The organism is Streptomyces sp. SM1 (assembly GCF_002910825.1).
GTDB classification, from domain to species: domain Bacteria; phylum Actinomycetota; class Actinomycetes; order Streptomycetales; family Streptomycetaceae; genus Streptomyces; species Streptomyces okerensis.
On the sequence record NZ_NEUB01000802.1, the window covers coordinates 19,805 to 44,329 of the forward strand.

The window sequence follows — 24,525 nt, forward strand, 5'->3', positions numbered from 1 at the left end:
CGGGCGTGGCTGACGTGCGGAATCAGCGCGCGAAAACGGCGAACTGCTCAGCGATGCTCTCGCGGGCCACGTCCTGGGCGAGCAACGCCTGGAGCAGGAGGCGGGCCTGGTACGGGCCGAGGTCGCCGGCCGGGATGAGCCCCCGGCTGATCAGGTCCTTCTCCGACCCGGGGAATCCGTATGTTCCGGTCAGGACCGGGCCGTTGCCGATGCGCGAGGCGAGGACCACGGGAATGCGTACGGCGAGCCGTTCGAGGCTCTCGACGAGTCGCTGAGGGACGTGTCCCACGCCGAAGGCGGCGACGACGAGCCCGTCGCACTGGCCGGACCAGGCTTCGAGCAGCGTGCCGTCGTCGCCGAGGCTGACCGTGTAAAGGCCCACGCGTGTGTCACGGACGGCCGGTGCCAGGGGAACGAGTCGTTCGGGCAGCGGGGAGGCCAGCCGTACCCGGTCCTCCGTGATCCGGCCGATGGGTCCGGCGCCGGGTGACGCGAAGGCGGCAGGGCTGGTGGTGTGGGCCTTGCGGACATGCCGTGCCGCGTGGATCTCGTCATTTAGGACGACCAGCACCCCGGCTCCACGCAGTTGCGGGTCGGCTGCCGCGACGACGGCCGCGTACAGGTTGGCCGGTCCGTCAGGGCCGGCCATGGTGGGGTTGCGCATGGCACCGGTAACGATGACCGGCTGGTTGTGACCGTGGCGGAGGCCGAGGAAGAACGCCGTCTCCTCAATGGTGTCGGTGCCCTGTGTGATCACGATCCCGTCGACGTCGCCGCCGTCGAGGACCTTGTCGATCTCGGTGCCGAGCTCCGTGAGGTCGTCGAAGGTGAGCGAGGCACCGGGCACCCGGCGGAAGTCGTGCACGCGCAGGTCGATGCCGTGGCCATCCAGGCCGGGGACAGCCGCCAGAAGGTCATGGGCGGAGAGAGCCGGCACGACTCCTCCGGTCGCCGGGTCGGTGGTCATGGCGATGGTGCCGCCGAGAGAGTAGACAGCCACCGTTCGTGTCACGCCTGCCATCGCCCCAACTTCCGATCTACGCAGCCTGGTTGGATCTCGTCCTCGGAGATCTTTCCGTGCAGGCTATCGGGTCGCTCCCACAGGGGCACCGGCCTCGGACCGCAACTCAGCCGCCACGTACGCGCAGGCCCGGTCCAAGGCATCAAGGCTGAGATGGCGGCTTCGTGGCCGGGCAAGGCCGGTGGTTCCCACAGCGGCAAGCTGTCCACAGCGGTGCGTCAACCACGCTCGGTCAAGGCCGAGATAGTCCGAAGTCGCCGCCAAGCGCTCCCCGGAGGTCGATCCCATGGTGACGCTATGTGCTCGCGCGTGGCCCGTGATGCCCGCGAAGGCCCGCAGGGATCGCGCCCCGGAAGTCAGAGCGGTCTGGGGCGCGGATTCAGCGCGTACCCAGGTCGCTATGGCGGCCCGGTGACCAGGAACAAGCGCGAAGCCCTCCGTCTGCTGCAGGTCCGCCTCGTCGGTCACCCAGGTCGTGATGCCGTACGACTCCATCAGCGCGATCGCGAGGAACAGCAACACGCGCTCGTACATGGGCGAGGCGGCGACCTCTTGGTGGGGAACGCAGAAGGCTCGTCCAACGCCGTCGTGTGCTCGCGCGGGAGCCATCAACTCGAGGTAGCGGTGCTTGTGCTCGAAGAGCAGCCAGGTCGCGGCTTCCTCCCCTCGCTGTTCGCGGGTCCAGAAGACCGGATCGCCGGCCAGCTGGTCGCGCTGGTCGAGGATGAACCGGGCGCATGCCCGCGAGCCGACGAGCATCTGGGAGCCGTCGGTAAGCCCGTCGAGAGTGACCGACTGACGGCCAACTCCTGACAAGTCCTGTGATGCAAGGTCCAGCTCTCCGTAAAGCGCCGCGTCGTCGCCAAGGATGGCGGAGTCGAACCCTGCCGCAGCCCAGAGGATCCCCAAGGTGAAGTCGTCGAACTCGTAGGCCATGGGAATGGCGAAAGGCATTCCGGCTTCGTCACGGACGCCCCCGCGCGCGTCCGTGACGAAGTACCGCTGTGTCCCGTCTCCGCTGTGGCGCACGACGAGCAGGGCCCTGAGCGGCATCCGACTCCATGCCTCGGCCTCCCCGCTCGACGCGAGAAGCAGAGCGCCGCCCTGTAAGGAGGCGACTGGCCCTGTCAGCGTGGGAAGCGCCGTAGGCGGCAGGTTCCGCCCGGCGGGCAGAAGGAGCTGCCCGTGTCCATCAGGAAGCGTCAGGTGGTTGCCCGAGCTGTCCGCCATCGACGACGGCCGGTCGACGTCGGGTAACGGTCCCATGAGGCCGTCAGGCACTCCAAGGGCCTCGCTCCACTGTGCGAGCTGGCGACGGTCGCGGATCTTCTTCCGGCCTCGCTCCAGCCGGCTCACTTCGGCTTGGTCGATGTTGACGAGCCGGGCGACCGCTGCCTGTGAGAGGCCGGTGTGTTGCCGGAAGAGCCGCACGACCACACCGAGATCCCAGGCACGGATCGCCGCCACGACTGCGGGTTCCACCCAGAACTCACGTCCGACTCGGGGTGCTGCACCACCCCCCTGGCAGGGCCCACACCGCGGTCCTACGTTGAATCGGCTGAGCGTCGCACGGCACACCGAACAGTGCCGTTCCACCCCGCGAGCCATCCCGGTCTCACCCCTAGGTGATCAGGCGTATCCCCCAGCTGCCGAACTTTTCACAGGACTACTTTGCCGCGCCGGCCGATCACCCAAACACGGCGGCGGAAGCTCGGTAGCAAGGTGGCCGGTCCCTTGAAAGCCCTTCTTCGGGTTCCTGAACCGACCCCTCAACTGCACTACGAATCCGCACAGTTGGTTCGCCGCCCCTAGCACAACATGCTGATCCGTCAACTCTCCTCGCTCCGGAAACCTGCGGACAACCTGTCCGCTCACGATGTGTGCGAACTGGAAGGGTCTTCACCACGAGATGCCGGTCATCCGAGCGCCCAGACCAGATCGGTCGGCGCAGCCGCGCGGGGCCCGCCAAGTCTCCGCGATCAACTGCACGGCGGGTGCCAACCGGCCTTGGGAGTCAGTCCCGAGGGATTCCCGGCACACGTTCCAAGACCACTTCCGCCAGACGAGAGGAGTTCAGCGTGACCGCTGTCCAGACCCCCGAGAGGACCGAGCTGGGCAAGTTCTTCCAGGTTTCGGTCCGGCAGTTCGACGCCGGCCAGGTCGCGCCCGAGATGTTCTCGGCCGCCATCGACGCCGAGTGGCACCAGCTCCTGGGCAAGCCCGAGTACGCGGAGTTCTGCGCGCAGAGCGCCGGCCGGCTGATCAACCACGTGGAGAACACCGGCTACGGCCGGATCTCCTGGGTCGACGCCTACGTGGAGATGTTCGGCCCGCTGCCCGAGGTGTGGTTCACCGGCGCGGACGGGGTGCTCGACGAGCGGGCCATGGCGCGCTACCGCGAGACCGGCGAGGTGTGGGCGGAGTGGGACTGCAGCCCCATCCCGGGCGACGGCGGCGACGTCGCACCGAAGATCTCGGCACTCGCGGCCGGATGACGACCGGCCCTCTGACCGGAGCGTCCTGGTCCCGTGCCAGGGCGCTCCGCCTGGTCGAGGCACGTACCACGGCTCCGCGGACCGTGGACATCACGGGCTACCTCGACCGTGTGTCCGCGCACTGCCCCTACCTCGTGCCTTCCCTTCGACACGGTCTGACGGCCTGGACGGTGTACGAGATCGCAAGCAGCGATCCCGAGTCCGTGGAAGCTGGTCTGTTCCATGCGGGAGTGCAGGCCGCGGAGTGGGTTCGTCCACTCGCGACTCGCCCGAGAGGCGCTCTCGTTTGTGAGAACGTCGTCATCCTGGGGGACATCCAAGGAGTCGAACACCGTGAGTTGATGGCGTGGCCGCACTGGGCGCTGAAGAACCTGTACGGCCCTGTCGGTGTCATGTTCGGGAAGTTCCAGGGAGGCGAGCAGCGGCTCGACAGAGCAAGCCGCCCGATCCCGCCTCCCCCGTGTTCGTTCCTCCCTGTTCGCCCCGCCGTGAGAGCCCGCGACCCGCAGTTTCTGAAGGACACCCCTGATCTCGCGGATGCTCTCTCGGTCGCGGTAGACGATGGGAGCGATGTCCTCGAGCGAATCCCACACGATTGGCAGGCGGTAAAGGCATGGTCGCGTTCCCTCCCTGTCCACCCGAAGCCCTCGCAGCCGCGGAAGCCGCCTGCGGCGGCACTGTCGACCTGAAGGAGCTGACCAACCGGCGTGGCTCCGCAGTCTGGAAGGCCGCCGGCCCCGAGGGCACGGTCGCGGTGAAAATCGGATACGACAACGGTGTGGCAGCCACGCTGCGAGAGGCAACCACCATGGTGTCCATGGGCGTTGCCGAATACGAGGCGATCTCCGGTTCGTACGACGGCGGCTCGTGGCTCGTCACGCCCTGGTTCACCGGCCCCTCCACCTGGGCGGTCTTCACCCCCGCTCGCGAGGGCACTAGCGGACGTGAGGCCGCTCTCCGAGGTGGCGCTGACCTGTGCCGGTCAGTCGCCGACCTGCACGCCTCCGGATGGATCCACGCCGACCTCCAGCCTTCCCACGGCATCCACACCCCGGCGGGCGTCCGCCTGATCGACTTCGCCTGGTCCTGGCACGAGGGCGAGGAGCCGGTCAGCGGCTTCAGCGGTGGCATCGTGCATCTCATGGCGCCGGAACTCGCTGCCGCCGTCGCACGCGGAGACGGTCCGGTGACGCCGACGCGCGCAAGCGACACGTACGCCCTCGCCGGTGTCCTGTGGACGTGCGCCTCGGGAGGCTGGCCGCTCGACTACAAGGCCGCGGGTATCGACCGGAAGGCCGCGGGCCCGGACGGGGTTCGAGACGCGATCGCCACTGGCCGTCTGCCGTTCGCACCGGCCGTGTGGCCCGAGCTCCAGGACGCCCTCCGGCCCGCGCTCGCTGCCGTACCCGAGGACAGGCCCACGGCCGGCGAGCTGGCGGAGCTCCTGCTCAAGGTCGAGCCGTGATCTCGCTCCGCGAGGTGACCCTGACCGACGCACCAGCGGTCCGCCGCATCTACAGCGCCGCTTCCGTGAGGTACCTGCCGCGAGCGCCCCTGACCGCTGAGAGCGCTGCCGCTTGGGTGACCGATCGCATCGCCGAGAGTCGTGCGACGCCGCGGATGCTGTACTGCTTCGGCATCGATCACGCTGACGACCTGGTCGGCGTGATCAAGCTACGCCGCGCCCGTACCTCGGCGGCGCTCAGCTACATCCTTCGAGACGACGCATGGGGTCACGGGTACGCCACCACGGCGGTGGCGCTCGTGCTCGACTTCGCCTCCACCACGCTCGGCCTGGCCTCCGTTGACGCCAAGCACCACCCCGACAACCACGCTTCCGGGCGGGTGCTGATCGAGTCCGGGTTCACCCGCACCGGCCGCTCCGCGGAGGCCATCACGTACATGAGGAACCTCGCCCCGGGGGCCAGGAGCACGGTCCCCATGCGCGAACGCCTGTCGGACGGGGCGACGACAGCACGCTCATAAACACTCATAAGCAGGAGGGCTGTTCACCGTCATTGTGGAGTGCGGGCCGACCGCGCGTGCTCCGCATCTCGCGGTGGCTCCCCATGGAGGTGAAGCCGTGCGTAGGCAAGGGACCACGTCTGGCAAGGGCCGGATGATGACCTTGACGCTCAACACCAGGCAGTCCACAAGGACGCCTCGGCTCCGGTGCTCTCTGGCGGCCGAACCGGTCGCTGCCGGCGTGGCACGCCGCACCGTCCACCGCTGCTTCAGCGGCTGGCCGGGCCCGGACGCCGTCAAGGACGACGGCCTGGTCACAGGCCGAACTCGTCGCCGACGCCGATAGAACCACAGGGGACTCCGGCGCGACGGGGTGAAGCCTGGTAGGCCGATGACGATGTCGTCGTCGAAGTGACTGACCAGGCTGTCGCCGACCCCCGCTGAGGGACACCGGCGAAATCTCCGAGGCCGACCGAAACCTGCTCCTGGTTGCGCTCACCGGGCACGGCGGCTACATGCCGACCCTGCCGAACGCCGCTGAGCTCGTCGCACTTCTCGCCACACCTGCTGTGTGGCACAGCCATGCCAACTTTCGTTCACATTGTGAGGAATGAGGCATTATGAGTACCTCTTTACGGAGGCACGGCCCGGATTCGAACCGGGCCCCCTTCCGCCGCGTGGTCGTCACCGGCGGCTCTGGATTCGTCGGTTCACACCTGTGCGATCTGCTGCTCGACAGCGGTGTCGAGGTGGTGTGCGTGGACAACTTCCTTACGGGCACGGAGGACAACGTCGTACACCGTCAGCTGGACGACCGGTTCGAGTTGATGGTCCACGACGTCACCGACCCGATCCCGATACCCGGGGAAGTCGATCTCGTACTCCACCTCGCCTCGCCGGCCTCTCCGCAGGACTACCTGCGTCTGCCGGTCCAGACGCTTCAGGCCGGTTCCCTGGGAACCTTCAGCGCCTTGGAGTTGGCCAGAGAGAAGAAGGCCCGCTTCGTGCTCGCCTCCACCTCCGAGGTGTACGGCGACCCGCTGGAGCACCCTCAGCGGGAGTCCTACTGGGGCAACGTCAACCCGGTGGGGCCGCGCAGCGTGTACGACGAGGCGAAGAGGTTCGCGGAGGCGGCGACCACCGCCTACCGCGCCGAGCACGGTGTCGACACCGCGATCGTACGGATCTTCAACACGTTCGGGCCGCGGATGCGCGCGGAGGACGGGCGAGCGGTACCGAACTTCATCCGCCAGGCGCTGGCGGGCGAGCCACTGACCGTCACCGGCGACGGCTCGCAGACGCGGTCCCTGTGCTACGTCGGCGACACGGTCAGGGGCATCCTCGCCGTCGCTGCGGGCAGCCACCCCGGCCCCGTCAACCTGGGCAATCCCACCGAGACCACGGTCTTGGAACTCGCACACCTGGTGCGTGAACTGACTGGCTCCGCCGCGCCCGTCGAGTTCGTCGACCGCCCGGTCGACGACCCGGAGCGCCGCAGACCCGACATCGCCCTCGCCTGGGAGCAGTTCGGCTGGAAGCCCGAGACCGATCCCCGCAAGGGCCTGAGCACCACCATCGACTGGTTCGCTGCGCAGCTCAACGACACCGCAGTGAGGGAACGATGACGCGTCACGCACCACGAATGACGGAGTCCGCCGAGGCCCTGTCGCACAGGCAGCAGCTCGGCGACGGGTTCCTCCAGGACTTCCGTGCGGACGGCTACGCGTTCTTATCCCAGAAGATCGCGGGAGAGTCCCTCGAAGCCCTCCGCACGGAGGCTGATGCCCTGATCCGGCGCTTCACCCAGGACGGGTTCCGCTCGGACGACTACTGGCACTTCACCCCCGCGGGCACGGACGCGCCCGTTCTCTACCGCATCCACAACCTGGAGAACCAGGGCTCCCCGGCGGCGACACGCCTCTACGCCGACGACAGCCCTCTGCACCCGATGGCCGTCGCCATCCTCGGCGGGCCCGTACGCGCCACCGCCTGCGCCATGATCGTCAAGCTGCCGGGAGTGGCCGCTCCAGTGCCCTGGCATCGTGACCGGACCAATGTTCCTCCGCACACCGTGTGCAACCTCAGCGTCTTCCTCGACGACTCCGACGTGGGCAACGGATGCCTTGAGTTCGTGCCGGGCTCCCACCTGACGCCCGACGCGGAAGAGGCCGAGGCGCTCCAGGTGCGGGGTCCGGTCCGCGCCCTCCCGCTCTCGGCCGGTGACATCGCCGTACACGACGTACGTATCGCCCACGCCTCGCGCCGCAACACCTCCCCGAGGATCCGCCGCAGCATCGTCATCGAGTTCGCCCCCGCCGACCGGGAGCTGCCGTGACCATCCCCAACCCCACTGGCGAGAGTGCCAGGGTGCGGGTGGCCACCATCACGGTGGGCACCAACGAGTCCCGTTGGCTGGAGCCTTGCTTCGCCACGCTCCTGGACAGCGACGTCCCCGGGATCGACCTGACGGTCTGGTACGTGGACAACGACTCCTACGACGGCAGCACGGCCTTCGTAAAGGACCGTTTTCCCGAGGTGCGGGTCATCCAGAACGAGAGCAACGTCGGCTTCGCCCGCGCCAACAACATCGGCATGCGCGCGGCCCTCGCCGACGGCGCCGACTACGTCTTCCTCGTCAACCCGGACACCCAGACCCCGAAGTCGCTGGTGCGCGACCTGGCCGAGTTCATGGAGACCTGGACCGACTACGGCGTGGTCGGCCCCATGCAGTACGAGTACGACGAGTCGGGCAGCACCGCTTTGGGCGCGTACAACGACTGGTCGAAGTCCGCTCTGCGCTGGGGCGAGCAGCACGCCTTCGCCGGCGACTGGCCGAACCACCCCTCGCCGGCCAGCCCACCCGAAGGCCGGGCCCCGAACACCCTGGAGCACGCGTACGTCCAGGGCTCCGCCTTCTTCGTACGTGCCGCGCTGCTGCGCACCGTCGGACTCCTCGACGAGGTCTTCCACACGTACTACGAGGAGACCGACCTGTGCCGCCGCACCCGCTGGGCCGGATGGCGCGTCGCGCTCCTGCTCGACGTCGGCATACAGCACTTCGGCGGTGGGGGAACGGCTGGCAGCAGCTATCGGCGCGTCCAGATGCGCCGCAACCGCTACTACTACCTCCTCACCGACATCGACTGGCGCCCGCTGCCCATGCTGAGCCTGGCGTCCCGGTGGCTGAGGGACGATCTGCGCGGACGTGGCGTGGGCGGAGTGACCACCTGGTGGCGCGGGACCTGGGAAACCGCGAAAGCCGTGTGCTGGCTCGTGCGCCGCGCACCTCTGATCCGGGCCCGGCGACGTGCCCACCGCCGGCTCGGCTCGCCGACGGGCAGCCACGCTCAACCGCAGGCAAGGGGTGCGCAATGACCACACCCCGGATTCTGTTCGCCGGCGTCTTCCACTGGAACGCGGGCTCCAGCCACATGATCGCCGAGTACGCCCGGGTCGCCTCGACATCCGGATGCGAGGTCGGCGTCTCAAGCCAACTGTCGCGCCTGGACGGCACGGTGAACGGCCACCTGCCTCTCGTGGACGACATCAGCTGGGCCACCCACCTGGTCCTCGTCTTCGAGAGCAGGCAGTTCCTCTCGCCCGAGCAGCGTGAACTCTGCGAGGCCGTGCCGCTGCAGCGGCGCATCATCATCGATCCCGACGGCCACTGGGGCCCGTACGTCACCGCCGGCGCGGACGACAACGCGGGTGCCGACACCATCGAGTCCTGGCACAAGCTGTATGCCGACCTCAGCGATCTGATCCTGCAGCCGCGCATGAACGAACGCCTCCCCGACGGGGCCGAGTTCTTCAGCTACTTCGGAATGCCGGACATCCACCGGCTCGCCAGCGACCTCCCGCACCCGCGGGCACTGCCGTACGAGCTGCAGTACGTCGGCGCGAACTGGTGGCGCTGGAGCGAGATGACCAGCCTCATCCGGGCCGCAGCCGACGCCCAGCCGCCGATCCGACGCATCCGCGTGTGCGGACGCTGGTGGACCGGCGACCCGCACCCCGACCACCAGACGGCCACCACCAACGTGCCCGGCTGGATGCGGGATCACGGTGTCGAGGTGGCGCCACCCGTTCCGTTCGGGCACGTGGTCTCCACCATGTCCCAGGCGGCGATCACGCCGGTACTGGCTCGTCCGCTGCTCTCGCGGATGGAGCTGCTGACCCCCCGCATGTTCGAAACCCTCGCCTCGGGCAGCATCCCCGCGCTCTGGCCGGACCTGGGCTACCTGTCCGCGCTCTACGGCGACGACGTGGAGCTCTTTCTGCTCGACGACGATCCGGCCCACAGCCTCGCCCGGATGATCCGTGAGCCGATCCGGTACCGCGAGCGGCTGGCGACCATCCAGCGCCGAGTACACGAACGCTTCAACTACCGCGCGGTTCTGGCGGAACTCATCCGGTTCACCCGATGATCCCTGAGAGGTCTGCTGTGTCCAACGTCCTGATCACCGGCATCACCAGCTGTGAGAGTCGCGGCGTCGAGGCCCTGGCCCGCTCCATCATCGAGCAGCTGAACACCGAAGGCCCCGGGGGAGGCGACAACGTCACCGTTCTCACCCAGACCCCGGTGCTCGACGCGGAATCCCTCGCCCCCACCAGCGCCCGTTGCGTGGCCGACCCGTTCGTCGTCTCCCGCTCCTGGCAGCAGATGCGCCCCCAGGAGAGCCCCGCCGAACTGGCCGAACGCCGCGAACAGCTCCTCGCCCAAACCGATCTGGTCATCGCGACCGGGGGCGACCTGCATACCTCGGACTACGGGGTCTCCACGCCGTACCTCCGGGTCCTCACCGCCGCGCAACAGCGGGACATCCCGACGGCCATGATCGGCCAGTCCGTCGGCCCCTTCGACGACCCGGCCGATGCCGAGGCATGGCTCGCGGTCGCCACCCGGTGCGATCTCCTCACCGTCCGGGAGAGCGTCTCCCTCGACTACCTCGTGGGCAAGCTCGGCCTTCCCGAACACCGTGTGCGGCTGTCCTCCGACCCCGCCTTCCTGCTGCCAGCCGCTACCGGCGAGCGAACAGCGGCCGTGCTCGGGCCTCTGGGGCTCGCCCCCGAAGACCCCTACCTCTGCCTCGCCCCCAGCCAGGGCATCACCCGCTTCAGCACCCTGGAGGAGTCCCAGCACGCGGCAGCACTGACGCGACTCGCCACCTCCCTCGTCCGCACCCGGAGGATGCCGGTCGTCCTCATCCCGCACTGCCACGACTCCCGCCCGCACAACGACGACCGGATCCTCGCCGCCCGAATCGCCGAAGCGGCCGACATGCCCGAGGTCATGGCGCTGCCGGGCGCGCTAACGGCATCCGACTACAAGGGCGTGCTGTCACAGGCCGAACTCGTCATCTCCGAGCGCCTGCACGCCGCGATCGGCGCACTGTCCGGCGGCGCCCCGGCAATTGCGATCGGCCACTCGCACAAGTTCAACGGGGTGCTCGCCGAAACCTACGGTCACACGGTCGACGTCGACGGCATCCACGCGGACGTCCGCGCTTTCACCCAGGACACCACGGTCATCGGCCGGCTCATCAACGACACCGACGCGACCGCACTGCGCACCACCCTGCGGCAGCGGCTCCCGCTGATCACGGACCGCGCCCGCAGCGACTTCGCTCAGATCAACGAGCTCCTCGGAGCCTGAACCACCAGTCGCACAGGCGGTCCGCCTGCCCGCACCGCATCGCGCACGACCCGCTGCGGCCCAGTCCAGGGCCGCGGCGGGACCCACTCACGCCAAGGGAGACACGCCATGCCCACACATCTGGTGACCGGCGGCGCCGGCTTCATCGGGTCCCACCTTGCCGCGTCCTTGATCGAGCGCGGCGACGACGTCGTCGTCCTGGACAACCTCGACGGCGGCAAGACCGAGAACGTGCCCGCCGGCGCGACCCTCGTCGTCGACTCGGTCGCCGACCAGGCCACGGTCGCCGAACTCTTCGCCTCTTACCGCTTCGACGGTGTCTACCACCTGGCCGCCTTCGCCGCCGAAGGCATCAGCCACGCAGTCAAGCGCCACAACTACTCCGTCAACCTGCTCGGCAGCATCAACCTGATCAACGCCTCGCTGGCCGCCAAGGTCAGGTTCTTCGGCTTCGCCTCGTCGGTCGCCGTGTACGGCCACGGACACGTCCCCATGCGCGAGGACGAGCGGCCCGTCCCCGCCGACAGCTACGGCAACGCGAAACTCGCCGTGGAGCGCGAACTCGCCGTCACCATGCAGCTGCAGGGCCTGCCGTACTTCGCCCTGCGCATGCACAACGTCTACGGCGAGCGGCAGAACATGGGCGACCCGTACCGCAACGCCGTCGCCATCTTCCTCAACCAGATCATGCGCGACGAGCCGATCAGCGTGTACGGAGACGGCAGCCAGATCCGCGCTTTCACCTACGCCCCGGACATCGTCGGCACCTTCCTCGCCGCGGCCGACCAGCCAGCCGCCTGGAACCAGGTCTTCAACGTCGGCTCCTCACACACGAGCACCGTGCTGGACATGGCGCACGCCGTGCGCACCGCCATGGGCGTACCCGACCACCCCATCAAGCACCTGGCTGCCCGCGACGAGGTCCACGCCGCGTACACCGACAACAGCCTCGCCTGTAGAACGCTCGGCGACTGGGCCGACACCCCGCTCGCCGAAGGTCTGCGACGCACTGCGGCCTGGGCCCGTGAACACGGCCCCGTGGAACCCGCCACCTCCCTCAGTATCGAGAACGACACCGCGGACAAGCCCGAGTGGTTCACCTGGGCCGCCGGACGGGCGGCCACGTCATGACGCGCCGCACCCTGGCCGTCGACGTCGGCGGCGTCCTCTACTACGACGAGCCCTTCGACCTCGCCTGGCTCCAGGGCGTCTGGGAGCTCACGCGCGCGGACGATCCCGCCTTCACCATGGACGCCTTCCTCCAGGCCACGCACGACTTCTACCAGGGACGCGCGCCCGGATCGCCCCCGCCCAGCCTGTTCCCGCCCAACGGCACGAAGAGCTGGCGGGGCGTCCGCGAGCGCTGGACCTCGTTGGTCCAGCCCGTTCCCGGAGCCGTCGACGCCCTCAGCCACCTCGCCGAGGAGTACGACGTGTGCATCGTCGCCAACCAGCCCCCGGAATGCCTCGCCGCCCTGCGTACCCTCGGAATCGAGCAGCAAGTCCAACTCGTCGCGCTCGACTCCCTCGTCGGCTACGCCAAACCCGACCCCCGCCTCTTCAAGTGGGCCATGGACCGGCTGAACTGGAAGCCGGAACACACCATGGTCATCGGCGACCGGCCCGACCACGACGCCGCACCTGCACTCGCTCTCGGCTGCTCGGCAGCGATCGTCCACGTCGAAAGCGGCTGGAGCGCGCCCGCTGGGGTCGCTCCCGAGATCGTGACCGCCTACCGAGAGCTGAAAATCCAACACGTCCACACAACCGAGGGAAGCACGAGCCACTGGGCCATCGCCGCCCTCGGAGACCTGACCAATGTGCTGCGGACCATCAGCCACCAAGGGCACAGCCCACGCCCCCGCCAGGAGGTGCGCCCATGACCCTCGGCGCCGACTTACCTCTCACCATCGTCATCTGCAGCAACCGCCCCGACAGCCTGCCGGCAGCTGTCACCCGCACGGCCCCGACCATGGGCCTCAGGGACCGGCTCCTGGTCATCGCGGACATGCCCGCCCAGCACCTACCCACGCTGCCCACAGACGCCTCGCCGCCTCCGTCCCGCATCCGCGTCATCTGCAACGAGGGGAACCAGGGACTCGCCCACAGCCGCAACAAGGCCATGAAGGAGGCCACGACGCAGCACGTCGTCTTCCTCGACGACGACATCGTCCCCACCGCCGAGGCACTGACCCGCATACGCGAAGCCCTGACCGCCGGCGCACACGTCACCGGGACGAGGATCACTGCCCACCTTCAAGGGCGCCGCCGCCCGTGGTTCCTCACCTCGGGACAGCTGCACTACCTCGGCTCCCACGCGCCGGCCCAGCCGGCGTCGATCTGGGGCGGCAGTTTCGCCATCGACGTCGAGCACGCCCGCTTGCTGGGAGTCGGCTTCGACGAGCGCCTCGGCCGGATCGGCGGCTCCCTCATCTCCGCCGAGGACACCACCTTCGTACGGGAGATGACCGCGTGCGGTGCCACCGCGACGATCCTGCACGACGCCGAGGTGCAACACCTGATCCCTGCCCACCGGTTGACCCTGTCCTACCTGCTGCGCCGCGCCTTATGGCAGGGCCGCAGCGAAGCACGGCGTAACGACGCACGGCGAGGCATCGCCAAGGAATGGAACCGCAACCGCTCGGGAGACGGCACCCGTCCGATGCGCGCCGCCCTCGCCCTGCTCTACACCGCCAGCGTTCTTCTAGGAGTGTGTCGGGAGGCCATCACACGGAGCCGGGCCAGCGCCGCCGACGCCGAAACCAGGAGCGATCGATGAAGGCAGCCATGGTCATTCCGCCCTACCGGTACGGTGCCGACCCCAGCCAGTGGATCACCGTGCCGCCCCAGGGCTACGGCGGCATCCAGTGGGTCGTCGCCACGCTCATGGACGGGCTGCTGGAGGCCGGGTGCGAGATCCTCCTCCTCGGAGCTCCAGGAAGCCCGGTCCAGGACGGCGTCACGGTGTCCGACGCAGTGGAGACGGCCGATATCCACGCCGCCATCGAAGCCTTCGGCCCGGACATCGTCCACGACCACTCGAACACCGCCGCGCTGCCAGCCAGCAACCACAGACCCACGGTGAGCACACACCACCTCAACAGCGTGCCGGAGCTCCAGACCAACGGCGTCTACCTCTCCCGCGCGCAACGCACTGCCGCGGGATCGGTCTCCGCGCCGGTGATCCGGCTACCGGTCAACCCCGCGCGCTGTCAGTTCCAGGAGGTGAAGGACGACTATCTCCTTTTCCTTGGCCGGGTCTCCGCGCACAAGGGCGTGCGCGAGGCGGCGGCGTTCGCGCGCGCCGCCGGCGTGCCGCTGAGGGTCGCCGGACCGGCCTGGGAGAAGGACTACCTGGACGCGCTGCTGGCCGACTTCCCGCACACCGTCCGCTATGTGGGCGAGGTCGGCGGCAGCGCCCGTACCCGGCTGATCGCACGCGCCCGAGCGCAACTCGTGCTGTCCCAGCCGTGGGGAGGACCGTTCGGCGGACGATGGATCGAGCCCGGCGCCACCGTGGTCTCGGAGGCCGCCGCCAGCGGCACCCCGGTGATCGCCACGGACAACGGATGCCTGCCGGAGATCGTCCCCGGCGTCGGTACGGTGCTGCCGATCGGAGGGGAGATCACACCCGGCGACGCGAAGGGAGTGCTGGCGTCGCTTCCCACGGCCCAGGTCGTGCGCGAAACAGCGGTGGACCGATGGGGCCACCACACCATCGCCCGCCAGTACCTGGCGGTCTACAAGAGAGCGGTCAGCGGCGAGGTCTGGACGTGACCTCGGAAGGTCACGCCTTACGCTGCTTCGCCAGACGCTGACGGCGCGCTTCGTAGAGAACGACGGAGGCGGCGTTCGACGCGTTCAGGGAGCTGGCCGAGCCCGTCATCGGAATGCTGATCACGTGGTCACAGAGCTCTCGCCAGGCCGAGCTGAGGCCGGCGGTCTCATTGCCGATGAGCAGTAGAACCGGCTGGGTCAGATCGAATTCCGAGACCTCGGCATCGCCGTCCTCGTCCGTGCCGACGACGGCAACCGGCCGCCCCTGAGCGCGTTCCTTCTCCAGCCACTCCATGACCTCGTGGTGCGACTGGCTCCGCACCACGGGCACGGCGAAGAACGATCCCGTGGAGGCACGTACCGACTTGGGGTCGTAGGGGTCCGCGGCGTGCCCCGTTACGATGAGCCCGCTCGCGCCGAAGGCGTCGGCCGATCGCACGATGCTTCCGATGTTGCCGGGCTGCGTCGGCCGGTCGAAGACCAGGCCGAGGAAGTCATCGTGGACCTTGATCCGCGACAGGCTGTCCGGTGCCATCTCGACCACTGCCAGGACCTCCGCGGCCCCGTCGGCCTTCTCGCTGAGCTCGGCGAGCAACTGCGGCGCCATCGCGACGCGCTCGGCGCCGACACCGCGCAGTAGATCCTCGGCCCATCGGGAGAGCGGGCGGCTGGCATCGTAGAGCAGGGACCGAACGGTCCAGCCGTGCTCCACCGCCATCGTGATCGGCCGCACGCCCTGAACGAGGAACTCCTTGGCACGCCCTCGCTTGGTGCGGTTGTTGAGCAGCGTCTGCAGCTGCTGGAAACGGGCATTGCGGGTCGTGATCCGCTGCACTGCCACCCGTCCTCCAAGCCGAAGATGATCGTTGCGAACCCAGTTGTCCCAGGCGTAACACGGCACCGGGCACCCAGCAGGTTACACGGACTGGATCGTGACTGTACGTGTCCATCCGTTGTGCAGGCGTCTCGGCTTCGGGCGGCAGCGCAGACGAGGTCGCCCTGTTGGCGACGGCTACGACCTCGCCGGGAACGACCAGCTGACTTCCAACGGCTTCTCTACGACCGGACCATCCCTCAACCCGCGTGCAGTTCGGCCACGAGCCGTTCCGTCTCGAGGTCGCCGGGGACGGCCGCTTGGGATCACAGCCTCATGCAGCCTGATGTCGCTTCCCAGCAGTTGCTGCGCCGAACGACGACTGCGAGTCGGCCGGCAAGGCCCTACGAGCGTCACACTCGGTTCGTCGGACGGCAGCGTCACCCACGTGAGGTGAAGGCAGTGCATCCGCACGGTAGTCGCCCGTGTCCTCGGCCCAGGGCTCCGACGTGATCTCGAACCATGTCGTCTTGCCCGAGGGTTCCGGTTGCATCCCCCAGTCGGCCGCCAAGGCGCTCACGAGCAGGAGGCCCCGACCGTTTTCGTCGTTCGGCCCTGCCTCAACACTTCTTGGCAACGATGCATCCGTGTCCGTGACTTCGACGCGAAGCCGCTCGTCGGCCCGCGTCACGGAGACGTCGCACGGAGCGTCTGTGTAAAGGACAGCGTTGGCGATCACCTCGCCGGCCAGCAACTCGACGGTCTCCAGTGTCTGGTCCGACAGCGGAAGCCCCAGATCCCGGGCTAGCGAAACAACTTGGCGGCGTGCGGCCGGGACAGCGTCGACAGCAGCCGCAACCGTGAATCCGTACGTCGGACGTTCGGGACTGCGACGCGCCATGACGACAACCTCACCTGGTAGTGGCCTCAGTGACAAAGAAGCCTTCCACCCGACAAGGGCTGTGGGAGGACAGTCTGTCCGTAGGCACGCCCGGCAAGACGCCTTGACGCTTCGACGTGTTGTGGTACGGGTCGGCTTCTGTTGAGGCCGCGAACACCGGAAACACACGTCGCGTAGACCGTACCCCTCCGCACCTCACCTCAGACCACCACTCTTGGAGGCCGTGGACGAGGAGTAATGCGCCATCACGCTCGTGCACTGTCCGGCGCAGCTATCCCCTGTCCGTATAGCGGCTGAATCGGGCGCCCTTGACGGTCGTCCCCACAGGCGGGCCTCGCGGACCGGTTGGAGGGACTTGACTGTGTGGGCAGTCAGGAAGAACGGTGAGCGGGTCGTCGAGTACGCCTCGCAGCTGCAGGACCAGGCCAGGGCGATCATAGGCGTCGCCCTGCGCCGGCAAGCGGCGCTTTGGGATGCGAGCGCTTCTACGCACACAGGCTGTGCTGCTCGCCGGCGGCTTCGGGACCGCCGTCCGGCTGCTGGCGCTCCAGCCCGAGCAGCCTCAGCAGGTCGGCAGTCACTACTCGGTAGGCATTGCCGAGCCGCAGCACCTTGACGGGGTACCCCCCTTGCTTGGCGAGCCCGTATCCGGTGGAGCGGCCGATCATCAGCGCCCGGTTCGCGGTGTCGAGGTCGATGACCGCCGGAAGAGCGAGCAGCTCGTCACTCGTCAGCCCTCGCACTTCACGGGAAGAAGCGGGTGCCTTCACGATGCCCTCCTGATGCCTTCAGGTGCCGCAATGTCGGGCCCAGATGTATCACGTAGTTGCCGCTGCACTTTCCATCGCCTTAAAGTGCAGCCATGAAACCCGATCACTGGCCAGCGGCGTTCACCGCCCGGATCGCCCAAGAGATGCGCGAGGCGCGCAAGGCCGCCGGCCTCACCATGGGCGAGGTCGCCCAGGGGTGTGCCGACCGCGGACTGACGGAAATCACCGAGCAGTCCGTGAAGAACCTGGAGTCCGGCCGTAAGGCGAGCATGACCATCGCCGACTTCGTCGTGCTGGCTGACGTCCTTAGCGTTCCGCCCGTGACCCTCCTCTTTCCGCTCGGTTCCTCCGCCACGGTGGAGGTCCTGCCGGGACGGGAGGTGTCCACCTGGGACGCGCTCGCGTGGTTTACCGGCGAGACACCCATGGACCAGCCCGCCCCCGAGGGCACCGCCCGCGATGTCCTCGACGTCTTCCGCAGCCACGGTGATCTGGTGGCTGCGGCGGCAGTATCCACTGCCCTGGCCAAGGAGCGACGGCGTGCGGCGAGCACCACCTTGGACCGGGCTCGCAGAGCCACGCTCCTGCAGCGCGCCGAGGGTTACGAGGAGCACGCCTTCGAGGACTGCCAGGAGCTGCGTGCCTTCCGAGCCCGGATGCGTGCGCGATCCCTCGTGCCTCCGGCCCTTCCCGACGAGCTTGCCTTCGTCGACCAGCCCGAAATAGAGACTCAGGTAGAGGACAGCGAGTGAAGAACGGCACCATCACCCGGCGGTGCCGGTGCACTGATCCCGCGACCGGCAAGGACTACGGGGCCTCATGCCCCAAGCTCAAGTCGCGGCGACACGGCGTCTGGAGTGTGTTCCAGGAGCTGGATCCTGCTCAGGACGGCCGCCGTCGCCGGTTCCGTCGCGGCGGCTTCGAAAGCTCGGCCAAGGCCCAGGAAGAGCTGGACAAGGTCCGCGCTCTCATGGCCATACCCGAGGAGGACGACGCCTGGGGCAAGACCCAGATCAGCGACCTCATCGAGAGCTGCCTCAAGGAGAAGGAGCCGCTTCCGGACTACGACGAGACCCGTCGCCGCTTCCAGACCGGGCAGACCCTCAACTCCAAGACCACCGTCGCCGAGTGGCTCGACACCTGGCTCGCCGGACGCAAACGCCTGCGTCGCGGCGGGGCGGCGCGCTACGAGTGCGACATCCGCGTCCATCTCAAGCCGCACCTGGGCCACCTGCGGCTGGACAAGCTCCGCGTGCACCACATCAACACGATGTTCGACGCGATCAACGAGCGCAACATCGAGATCCAGGAGCAGAACGCCCAGCGGCGCGCGGTGCGCGACGAACTCAAGGCGACGCCGTGGAAGGGCGCTGAGAACCGGGCTCGTCGCAAGTGGCTGCAGGCGCAGCTCGACGCCATGCCACCGTTCCGGCGCATCACCGGCCTCAACACCCAGCCGCATATCCGCGACACCCTGCGGGCCGCGCTGAACGTCGCTATCGCCCAGCAGGTGATGCCCGCCTTCAACCCGGCCGCCCACGTCGAGTTGCTGCCCGGAACCAAGCCGAAGGCCCTCATCTGGACCGACGAGCGGATCGCCCACTGGCAGGAGACCGGCGAGAAGCCCTCCCCGGTCATGGTCTGGACACCCGAGCAGACCGGCCAGTTCCTCGACTTCGTCGCCGAGGACCGGCTGTATCCGCTGTGGCGGCTCATCGCCTTCCGGGGAACACGACGCGGCGAGGCTTGCGGCGTCCGCTGGGTGGATCACTCGGCCGCCGCGCAGTCCCTGGCCATCGCCATCCAACTCGTCCAGGACGGCTGGGAGATCCATGAAGGTGCCCCCAAAACCGACAGCGGCATCCGTCTGATCGCCCTCGACGACGAGACGCATCAGGTCCTGCTCAGGCACAAGGCCGGCCAGGAGCAGGAACGGGAGGCGTGGGGCGATGGCTGGCAGGACACCGGCCGCATCTTCACCCAGGAGGACGGTTCCCTTCTCCACCCCGGCAAGGTCTCCGACCTCTTCGAGCGTCTGGTCGCCGCTGCCGGTCTGCCTCCGATACGGCTCCACGACCTGCGCCATGTCTCCGCGACGCTCATGCTCGCGGCCGGAGTCGACATCAAGGTCGTCTCCGAGACCCTCGGGCACTCGGACACCCGTATCACCCGCGACATCTACCAGGCTGTCCTGGACGACCTCGCCCGCGACGCCGCCGAGAAGGTCGTGCAACTCGTGCCTCGGGCGCGGAAGCCCCTCACAGTGGTCAAGGACACCGAGGCTGCGGCCCCCAGCCGCAGGCCGAGGATGACTCCGCCCCGGAAGACCAAGAGGGTGTCGACGGAGGAGCGCTCCGCCTGAGTGAGCGATGAAGAGGAGCCCCGGTCAGCTCGAATCTGACCGGGGCTCCGGCATGTTGCCGCGACGGTACCGAGACCGTCTAGTGGTCCATTCGCTGGGCCGGTCAGACCTGCAGGATCAGCGCTTCTACCTGTTCGAGCGTCGTCACGCTGGCCTGGGCCGCGGCCCGGACCTTCGTCAGCTTCTCCATCCACTCGATCCGCTGCTCGGGCGGGAGCGCGTCCTCTCCGAGCTGTACTCGCAGGCGGTGCGCCTCCTCGAAATCCGTCATCAGGTTGTGGGCGGAATCCACGGCCTGCTGGTAGCCGCCCTCGACGAGTTCCACACGGGCGGGCAGCTCCCGGCGCAGCGCGGCCAGCTGGTCGTGCGGGTCTGCAGGTGGAGCGCCGTGCGCGGTGGTGGCAGTGGGATTCGTGCTGGTTCCGGCCGTGGGGGAAGTGTTGGTGCTTCCGGGGCCGCCAGGGGCCGGGTGACCGAGTTCCACCGGGAAGGTCTCGTCGAACCATGCCTTGTCTGCGACGTAGTGGGTGGGCCGGCCCTCGGTGTCAGGAGCAATCACCATCCCCGCGGTGATCGGCGTCCGGCCCTCAAGCCAGTGCTGCTCGCCGTAACAGATCAGAGACTTACCGTCTTCCGCCTCGGGCGGCTGTGTTGCGTCTGGGTACTCCACCACGGCCTTCGCGAACGCGAGGAGAAGGGCCCGGCTGACGCCCGGGGCGCTGGTTGCCGTGTACGCCAGGGTGAGGGCGGCGAGGGCGCTCTTGGGGGTGCGCCGCACACCCTTGCGACCGTCGCCTGCCTCGCTGCCCTGGCCAGCGGTGATGAACGGCTGCGGAGCGTGGATCAGCGCTGGTGCCATGCGCTGAACGAGGGCGGCCCAGGCGGTCGCGTCGCCGGCCTCTGCCCCGAGGAGGAGCACTTTGAGCGACCGCGGGTCCTGCCCGGCGCCCTTCGCGGTCTCCGGGACGCCGAAGAATCCGAGGGCGGAGAGGATGTTGCCCCGGTGCAGGAACAGCTGGGCGATGGCGGCGGACCACAGGCGGGTGCGTGCCTCTGCCGTCCTCGCCTTGGTCTGGCTCCACGCCGGCTCCTGCAGCGTCCCCCTGACAATCGGCCAGAAGCGCCCCGTGTCCCGGACGGTGCGAGCGTTCGTCCGCTTCGGGGCCTCGGGCGGGATCTCGGGGAACACGAGCGCGGTGATAGCGCGAACCGCGATGTCGCGGAGCACAGCCGCTGAGACGTCGTCGCCCGCAGGCACGAGCGGCACCAGCGGGTCGAGCGGCCCATTGGCAGTCAACGCGTCGCGCACCCCGGCCAAGTCGAGGAGATCCGCGCCTCGCGCGTCGGGGAACGCCTCGGCGAGCGCGTCCGCGAGGAGCGATTCCCTGGCGTAGGCGTCGACGAGCGTCGCGAACAGGGCGATCAGGCGCGCATCCTCGTCGTAGGGCTGGATGCCGCGCAGGTGGTCGTTGACGTTCAGCGTCCGCAGGACGTGCTCCAGCGCCGCCGGCTTGGTGCAGCCGATCACGATCTCCGCGGAGACCGTGGCGATCTTCCCGGCCCGGACCGACGGGTCGGTCGCCTCCGTCTCCGGCTTGGCGGCGGCCTCGTTGAGCCGGTCGGAGAGCCTGTTCAGGATCTCCCGCTGACTCAGCAGCAGCAGCTCGGGATCGGCCTTCTTGCCCTTCGGCATGGGCAGGAGGGACTGGGGCATCCCCGTGACCAGGTGTTCCGGACGCACACGGAAGATGTTGAGACGGGCCAGTGCACGGTTGTTCCCGGTCACGGCGGCCAGCCGCCACAGCTTCGACACCGTGCCGTCGGGGCGGGTGATCTGCCACTGCTGCAGGACGTTCATGCCCTTGGAAAGCTGGCCTGCGTCCACGAGGGACTCGGCCAGGTCGTAGCCGCGTGTCTTCCCAGCGCGCTCCAGATTCTCGGCGGCGTACCGCTGCATGTGGACGGCCACGTCGTACGGCTGCTCGGCGAGGGTGAGCGCTGCCTTCGGCTCCCCGTCCTCCTCCGCCGCCCGGACCACAGGACGCGGCCGCCGGCCACCGAGGGCGGTGAGGAGAGCCTGGCGCTCGCCTTCCAGTTCCCCGACATGGCGCTCAGCGTCCTTATGCTTCTGCGTGGCTGCCGCCAGGGCCTGCGCGGCGTATGTGTCGTCACCGGCCGCGCGGCGGCAGCTTTCCCGCTCCTTCTCAGCGGTCTTCGCGGTCTTCCTGGCTTCATGCAGCGCCAGCTCGGCGGCGATGAGGTCCTTGACGCGCTGGCTGGCCTCAGCAACGGGCGGAGACCAGCAGCTGACGGTGCGGTCGTTGAGGTCCCACGGGACCACCGCAGCACCATGGACGTCACACATCAGCAGGAGCACCTGCTCCTCGCCAGCCTGCACCAGACGGTAAGCGGAGGGCTTGAGCACCTTCTTGTTGCTCCGGCTGGCGATCAGGCCCTTGATCTCGGTGTCCGGAAGAGCGGTGGCCAGCCCCTCGGTGATCGCCTGCCGGGGAGGGGGTACGACCCCGTGTTCCGCGCAGGTGTTCTCGATGGCGTCCGCGAGGTTACGGCCCCAGGCGTCGGTGCCGATGCGTGGGAAAATGCCGTCAGGTCGTTTCGCGACCATGAGGTTGTCCTTCCACCCGGGGTGTGCCGGGCGAACACAGAAGCTCCCGTCTCTCGGGAGCGTGTCACGCGCCCGAGCGCCGAAGCCTCGTGCTGGCGAGGAACGGGCCAACACCCTGCAGAAGGGAGTGCGGCGGTCCTCGCCCCGTACGGCCCACCTGCCAACGCCCGAAGAACGATCAGCCCCAACAACGCCTCGGTGGCGTCTGGACGTCTCGCAGCTTGCTCCTGCTCCGCCGACGGCGGCATGAGGCGGACGCCGGTGATGAGCCACCGACGTGCACAACGGAATCTGCCACCCGCTCCCGCGCAATGCCGAACTAGGACGGCGGAGTTCATTAGATCAGGTGAACCAACAACCAACCGGGCCGCCCGCAGGTCGATTTGAGGTAAAGCACGATGACAACGAAGCAGCGTCAACTGGCAAGCCGGGCTATGCGGTTCTGACCGGAGAACTCGACGGTCAGGTGGGTATGGCGAGGTAGCCCCTGGGCTCTGGTGGGTCCGGGGCTGCTGGTCGTGCTGGCGGTGGTGTGTCAGGCGCCTGCCGGGGTGAGGGTGACGTCGTGGCCCAGGGCGGTGAGCTGGCGGACGAGGTCGCGGGTTTTGCGGGTCGGGTCGAGGTTCTTGGTGTGCCAGTCGGGGCCGAGGTCGCGGTAGCGGGCGGTGGGGTCGTTCATGAGGTGCCAGACCGTGACCAGGATGGAGCGGGCGACGGCGACCAGGGCCTTGAGGTGGCCTCGTCGTTTGACGATGCGGCGGTAGCGGGCGCCGAGGAAGGTGTCGGTGCGGGCCGCGGAGACGGCGGCTTCGCCGAGTGCTCCGCGCAGCCAGGGGTTGCCTTTGCCCGCGGGCCCGGAGGTGTTCTTCGGGCCGGACTGGAAGGTGCGGGGGGACAGGCGTGCCCAGGAGGCCAGGTGGCCGGCGGTGGGGAACACGCTCATGTCGGTGCCGATCTCGGCGAGGATGACCTGGGCCGTGGCGGGCCCGACGCCGGGGATCTCGTCCAGGCGCTCGATGTCGGTCAGCGGCATCAGCATGCCCTGGCCGGGCCGGCCGTCGTCCCTGTCACCGTCCTGGTCGCCGGGGGTCGTGGAGAGTTCGCCGAGACGGGTGGTGATGCGGGCGGTGAGCTTGTCGATCTGCAGGGTGAGGTAGTCGACGGTGTCCAGCAGCATCCGCAGCATGAACGCGTGGTGTTCCTCGAACCCGCCGGCCAGTGCCTCTTGAAGCTCGGCGGGAGAAGCCTTGATGGTGCCGTGTGCGAGGCCCGCCAGGGCTCTGGGACTGCGTTCGCCCGCGATCAGTGCTTCGAGCATCGCCCGCCCGGAGACCCCGAAGATGTCGGAGATCACCGAGGACAGTTTGATCTGCGTGTCCTCCAGGAGTTTCTCCGCGCGCTGTTTGTGCCGGGTGCGCTCGTGGGTGAGGACCGCGCGGGAGCGGGTCAGGTCCCGCAGTTCGCGCACCGGCTTCGGGGCACGAACGAGGCCCTCAGCATGCCGCGTTCGGCCAGCTTGGCCAGCCACACCGAATCGAGCTTGTCGGTCTTCGGGCGGCCGGGGACGTTCTTCACGTCACGCGCGTTGACCAGCCAGCACTCCAGCCCCCGCGACTCCAGGAGAAAGAAGAAGGGCTTCCAGTACGTCGAGGTGGCCTCCATCACGACCCGGGTGATGCCCTGGCATATCAGGTGGTCCGCGAGGTCCAGGATGGCGCCGCTGGTCGCGGCCACGTGCCACACCCGCTGCACTCTCCGGCCGGGCTTTTCCTCGTGTGGGACCCGGGTGCACACCATCCCGGACGCCTTGGCGATATCGATCGCCGCGACCCGCTCCACCAACTCCGGGCCCTGCTCGCTCTCCTCGGCAACCGTCTCTGCCACGGGCGAGTGCCCCTTTCGATCGTTCCGTTCGTGCCGTCCGTACAAGGCGGCGCCCGCCCCAAGGGGCCACGGGGGAAACGAAATCTGACCGGCGTGCTCTACGGCAACAAGGCAAGGCCCCGCAGCGGCCCCTGCACCAGACTGACCTGCGGGCTTGGTGTCCCAACGAGCTACCGGAGTCGGCGAGCGGGCGCCGCGATCATGTTTTCACGCCGGCAAGGCGTTCCCCGACAGGGACCAGAAGGACTGACCTG

General features: G+C 68.6%; 22 protein-coding genes. 14 read left to right on the forward strand and 8 right to left on the reverse strand.

Annotation, left to right across the window (positions count from 1 at the left end; all coding sequences use genetic code 11):
• Positions 1-22: 22 nt before the first annotated feature.
• On the reverse strand, positions 23-1,021 hold the full coding sequence (locus tag B9S61_RS24735; protein ID WP_103544219.1) for an asparaginase: 999 nt from the start codon (positions 1,019-1,021) through the stop codon (positions 23-25).
• A 63-nt stretch (positions 1,022-1,084) separates the two neighbouring features.
• Positions 1,085-2,488 (reverse strand): helix-turn-helix domain-containing protein, encoded by a 1,404-nt coding sequence (locus tag B9S61_RS24740; RefSeq protein ID WP_181007511.1) that lies wholly within the window; start codon positions 2,486-2,488, stop codon positions 1,085-1,087.
• Positions 2,489-3,099: 611 nt separating this feature from the next.
• Between B9S61_RS24740 and B9S61_RS24745 the strand changes: the two genes are divergently transcribed.
• The 12 genes from B9S61_RS24745 to B9S61_RS24805 all read left to right on the forward strand — a co-directional run bounded on the left by B9S61_RS24745 (position 3,100) and on the right by B9S61_RS24805 (position 14,914).
• Positions 3,100-3,516: a hypothetical protein gene (locus B9S61_RS24745; RefSeq protein ID WP_103544221.1), complete on the forward strand. Its 417-nt coding sequence runs from the start codon at positions 3,100-3,102 to the stop codon at positions 3,514-3,516.
• Positions 3,517-4,129: 613 nt separating this feature from the next.
• The gene (locus tag B9S61_RS24755) at positions 4,130-4,981 is read left to right on the forward strand and encodes a hypothetical protein (RefSeq protein ID WP_103544223.1); all 852 of its coding nucleotides are present in this window, start codon (positions 4,130-4,132) and stop codon (positions 4,979-4,981) included.
• Between the two features lie 14 nt (positions 4,982-4,995).
• Positions 4,996-5,502 carry a GNAT family N-acetyltransferase gene (locus B9S61_RS24760; RefSeq protein WP_258039842.1) on the forward strand — a complete coding sequence of 169 codons (507 nt, stop codon included), beginning with the start codon at positions 4,996-4,998 and terminating at the stop codon, positions 5,500-5,502.
• A gap of 599 nt (positions 5,503-6,101) precedes the next feature.
• On the forward strand, positions 6,102-7,106 hold the full coding sequence (locus B9S61_RS24765) for a UDP-glucuronic acid decarboxylase family protein (protein WP_103544225.1): 1,005 nt from the start codon (positions 6,102-6,104) through the stop codon (positions 7,104-7,106).
• Between the two features lie 17 nt (positions 7,107-7,123).
• The gene (locus B9S61_RS24770; protein WP_181007513.1) at positions 7,124-7,816 is read left to right on the forward strand and encodes a phytanoyl-CoA dioxygenase family protein; all 693 of its coding nucleotides are present in this window, start codon (positions 7,124-7,126) and stop codon (positions 7,814-7,816) included.
• Positions 7,813-8,856 (forward strand): glycosyltransferase family 2 protein, encoded by a 1,044-nt coding sequence (locus tag B9S61_RS24775; protein ID WP_258039841.1) that lies wholly within the window; start codon positions 7,813-7,815, stop codon positions 8,854-8,856. The genes B9S61_RS24770 and B9S61_RS24775 overlap by 4 nt, the downstream gene beginning before the upstream one ends.
• Positions 8,853-9,908, forward strand: a complete 1,056-nt coding sequence (locus B9S61_RS24780; RefSeq protein WP_103544227.1) for a glycosyltransferase — start codon at positions 8,853-8,855, stop codon at positions 9,906-9,908. The genes B9S61_RS24775 and B9S61_RS24780 overlap by 4 nt, the downstream gene beginning before the upstream one ends.
• On the forward strand, positions 9,905-11,137 hold the full coding sequence (locus B9S61_RS24785; protein ID WP_103544228.1) for a polysaccharide pyruvyl transferase family protein: 1,233 nt from the start codon (positions 9,905-9,907) through the stop codon (positions 11,135-11,137). Before B9S61_RS24780 ends, B9S61_RS24785 begins: the two co-directional genes overlap by 4 nt.
• A 108-nt stretch (positions 11,138-11,245) precedes the next feature.
• Positions 11,246-12,268, forward strand: coding sequence for an NAD(P)-dependent oxidoreductase (locus B9S61_RS24790; RefSeq protein WP_103544229.1), 1,023 nt, complete (start codon positions 11,246-11,248; stop codon positions 12,266-12,268).
• On the forward strand, positions 12,265-13,020 hold the full coding sequence (locus B9S61_RS24795; RefSeq protein ID WP_146064942.1) for an HAD family hydrolase: 756 nt from the start codon (positions 12,265-12,267) through the stop codon (positions 13,018-13,020). Before B9S61_RS24790 ends, B9S61_RS24795 begins: the two co-directional genes overlap by 4 nt.
• A complete protein-coding gene (locus B9S61_RS24800; RefSeq protein WP_103544231.1) occupies positions 13,017-13,916 on the forward strand; it encodes a glycosyltransferase in 900 nt (299 codons plus the stop codon). The genes B9S61_RS24795 and B9S61_RS24800 overlap by 4 nt, the downstream gene beginning before the upstream one ends.
• Positions 13,913-14,914 carry a glycosyltransferase gene (locus B9S61_RS24805; RefSeq protein ID WP_103544232.1) on the forward strand — a complete coding sequence of 334 codons (1,002 nt, stop codon included), beginning with the start codon at positions 13,913-13,915 and terminating at the stop codon, positions 14,912-14,914. Before B9S61_RS24800 ends, B9S61_RS24805 begins: the two co-directional genes overlap by 4 nt.
• A gap of 10 nt (positions 14,915-14,924) precedes the next feature.
• On the opposite strand, the gene B9S61_RS24810 is transcribed toward B9S61_RS24805, so the two are convergent.
• From B9S61_RS24810 to B9S61_RS24820, 3 genes are all read right to left on the reverse strand, one after another.
• Positions 14,925-15,755, reverse strand: coding sequence for an RNA methyltransferase (locus tag B9S61_RS24810; RefSeq protein WP_103544233.1), 831 nt, complete (start codon positions 15,753-15,755; stop codon positions 14,925-14,927).
• Positions 15,756-16,062: 307 nt separating this feature from the next.
• The gene (locus B9S61_RS24815) at positions 16,063-16,629 is read right to left on the reverse strand and encodes an ATP-binding protein (protein WP_103544234.1); all 567 of its coding nucleotides are present in this window, start codon (positions 16,627-16,629) and stop codon (positions 16,063-16,065) included.
• Positions 16,630-17,114: 485 nt separating this feature from the next.
• Positions 17,115-17,399 carry a hypothetical protein gene (locus B9S61_RS24820; RefSeq protein ID WP_103544235.1) on the reverse strand — a complete coding sequence of 95 codons (285 nt, stop codon included), beginning with the start codon at positions 17,397-17,399 and terminating at the stop codon, positions 17,115-17,117.
• A gap of 92 nt (positions 17,400-17,491) precedes the next feature.
• Between B9S61_RS24820 and B9S61_RS24825 the strand changes: the two genes are divergently transcribed.
• Positions 17,492-18,151, forward strand: a complete 660-nt coding sequence (locus tag B9S61_RS24825) for a helix-turn-helix domain-containing protein (RefSeq protein ID WP_103544236.1) — start codon at positions 17,492-17,494, stop codon at positions 18,149-18,151.
• Entirely contained in the window at positions 18,148-19,761 is a 1,614-nt protein-coding gene (locus B9S61_RS24830) for a site-specific integrase (protein WP_103544237.1), read from the forward strand. The genes B9S61_RS24825 and B9S61_RS24830 overlap by 4 nt, the downstream gene beginning before the upstream one ends.
• A gap of 103 nt (positions 19,762-19,864) precedes the next feature.
• On the opposite strand, the gene B9S61_RS24835 is transcribed toward B9S61_RS24830, so the two are convergent.
• The 3 genes from B9S61_RS24835 to B9S61_RS42570 form a co-directional block, all read right to left on the reverse strand.
• Positions 19,865-22,387 (reverse strand): hypothetical protein, encoded by a 2,523-nt coding sequence (locus tag B9S61_RS24835; RefSeq protein ID WP_103544238.1) that lies wholly within the window; start codon positions 22,385-22,387, stop codon positions 19,865-19,867.
• A gap of 535 nt (positions 22,388-22,922) precedes the next feature.
• Positions 22,923-23,855, reverse strand: coding sequence for an IS110 family transposase (locus B9S61_RS24840; protein WP_258039676.1), 933 nt, complete (start codon positions 23,853-23,855; stop codon positions 22,923-22,925).
• Positions 23,834-24,271: a transposase gene (locus tag B9S61_RS42570; protein ID WP_258039675.1), complete on the reverse strand. Its 438-nt coding sequence runs from the start codon at positions 24,269-24,271 to the stop codon at positions 23,834-23,836. Before B9S61_RS42570 ends, B9S61_RS24840 begins: the two co-directional genes overlap by 22 nt.
• Positions 24,272-24,525: the final 254 nt, after the last annotated feature.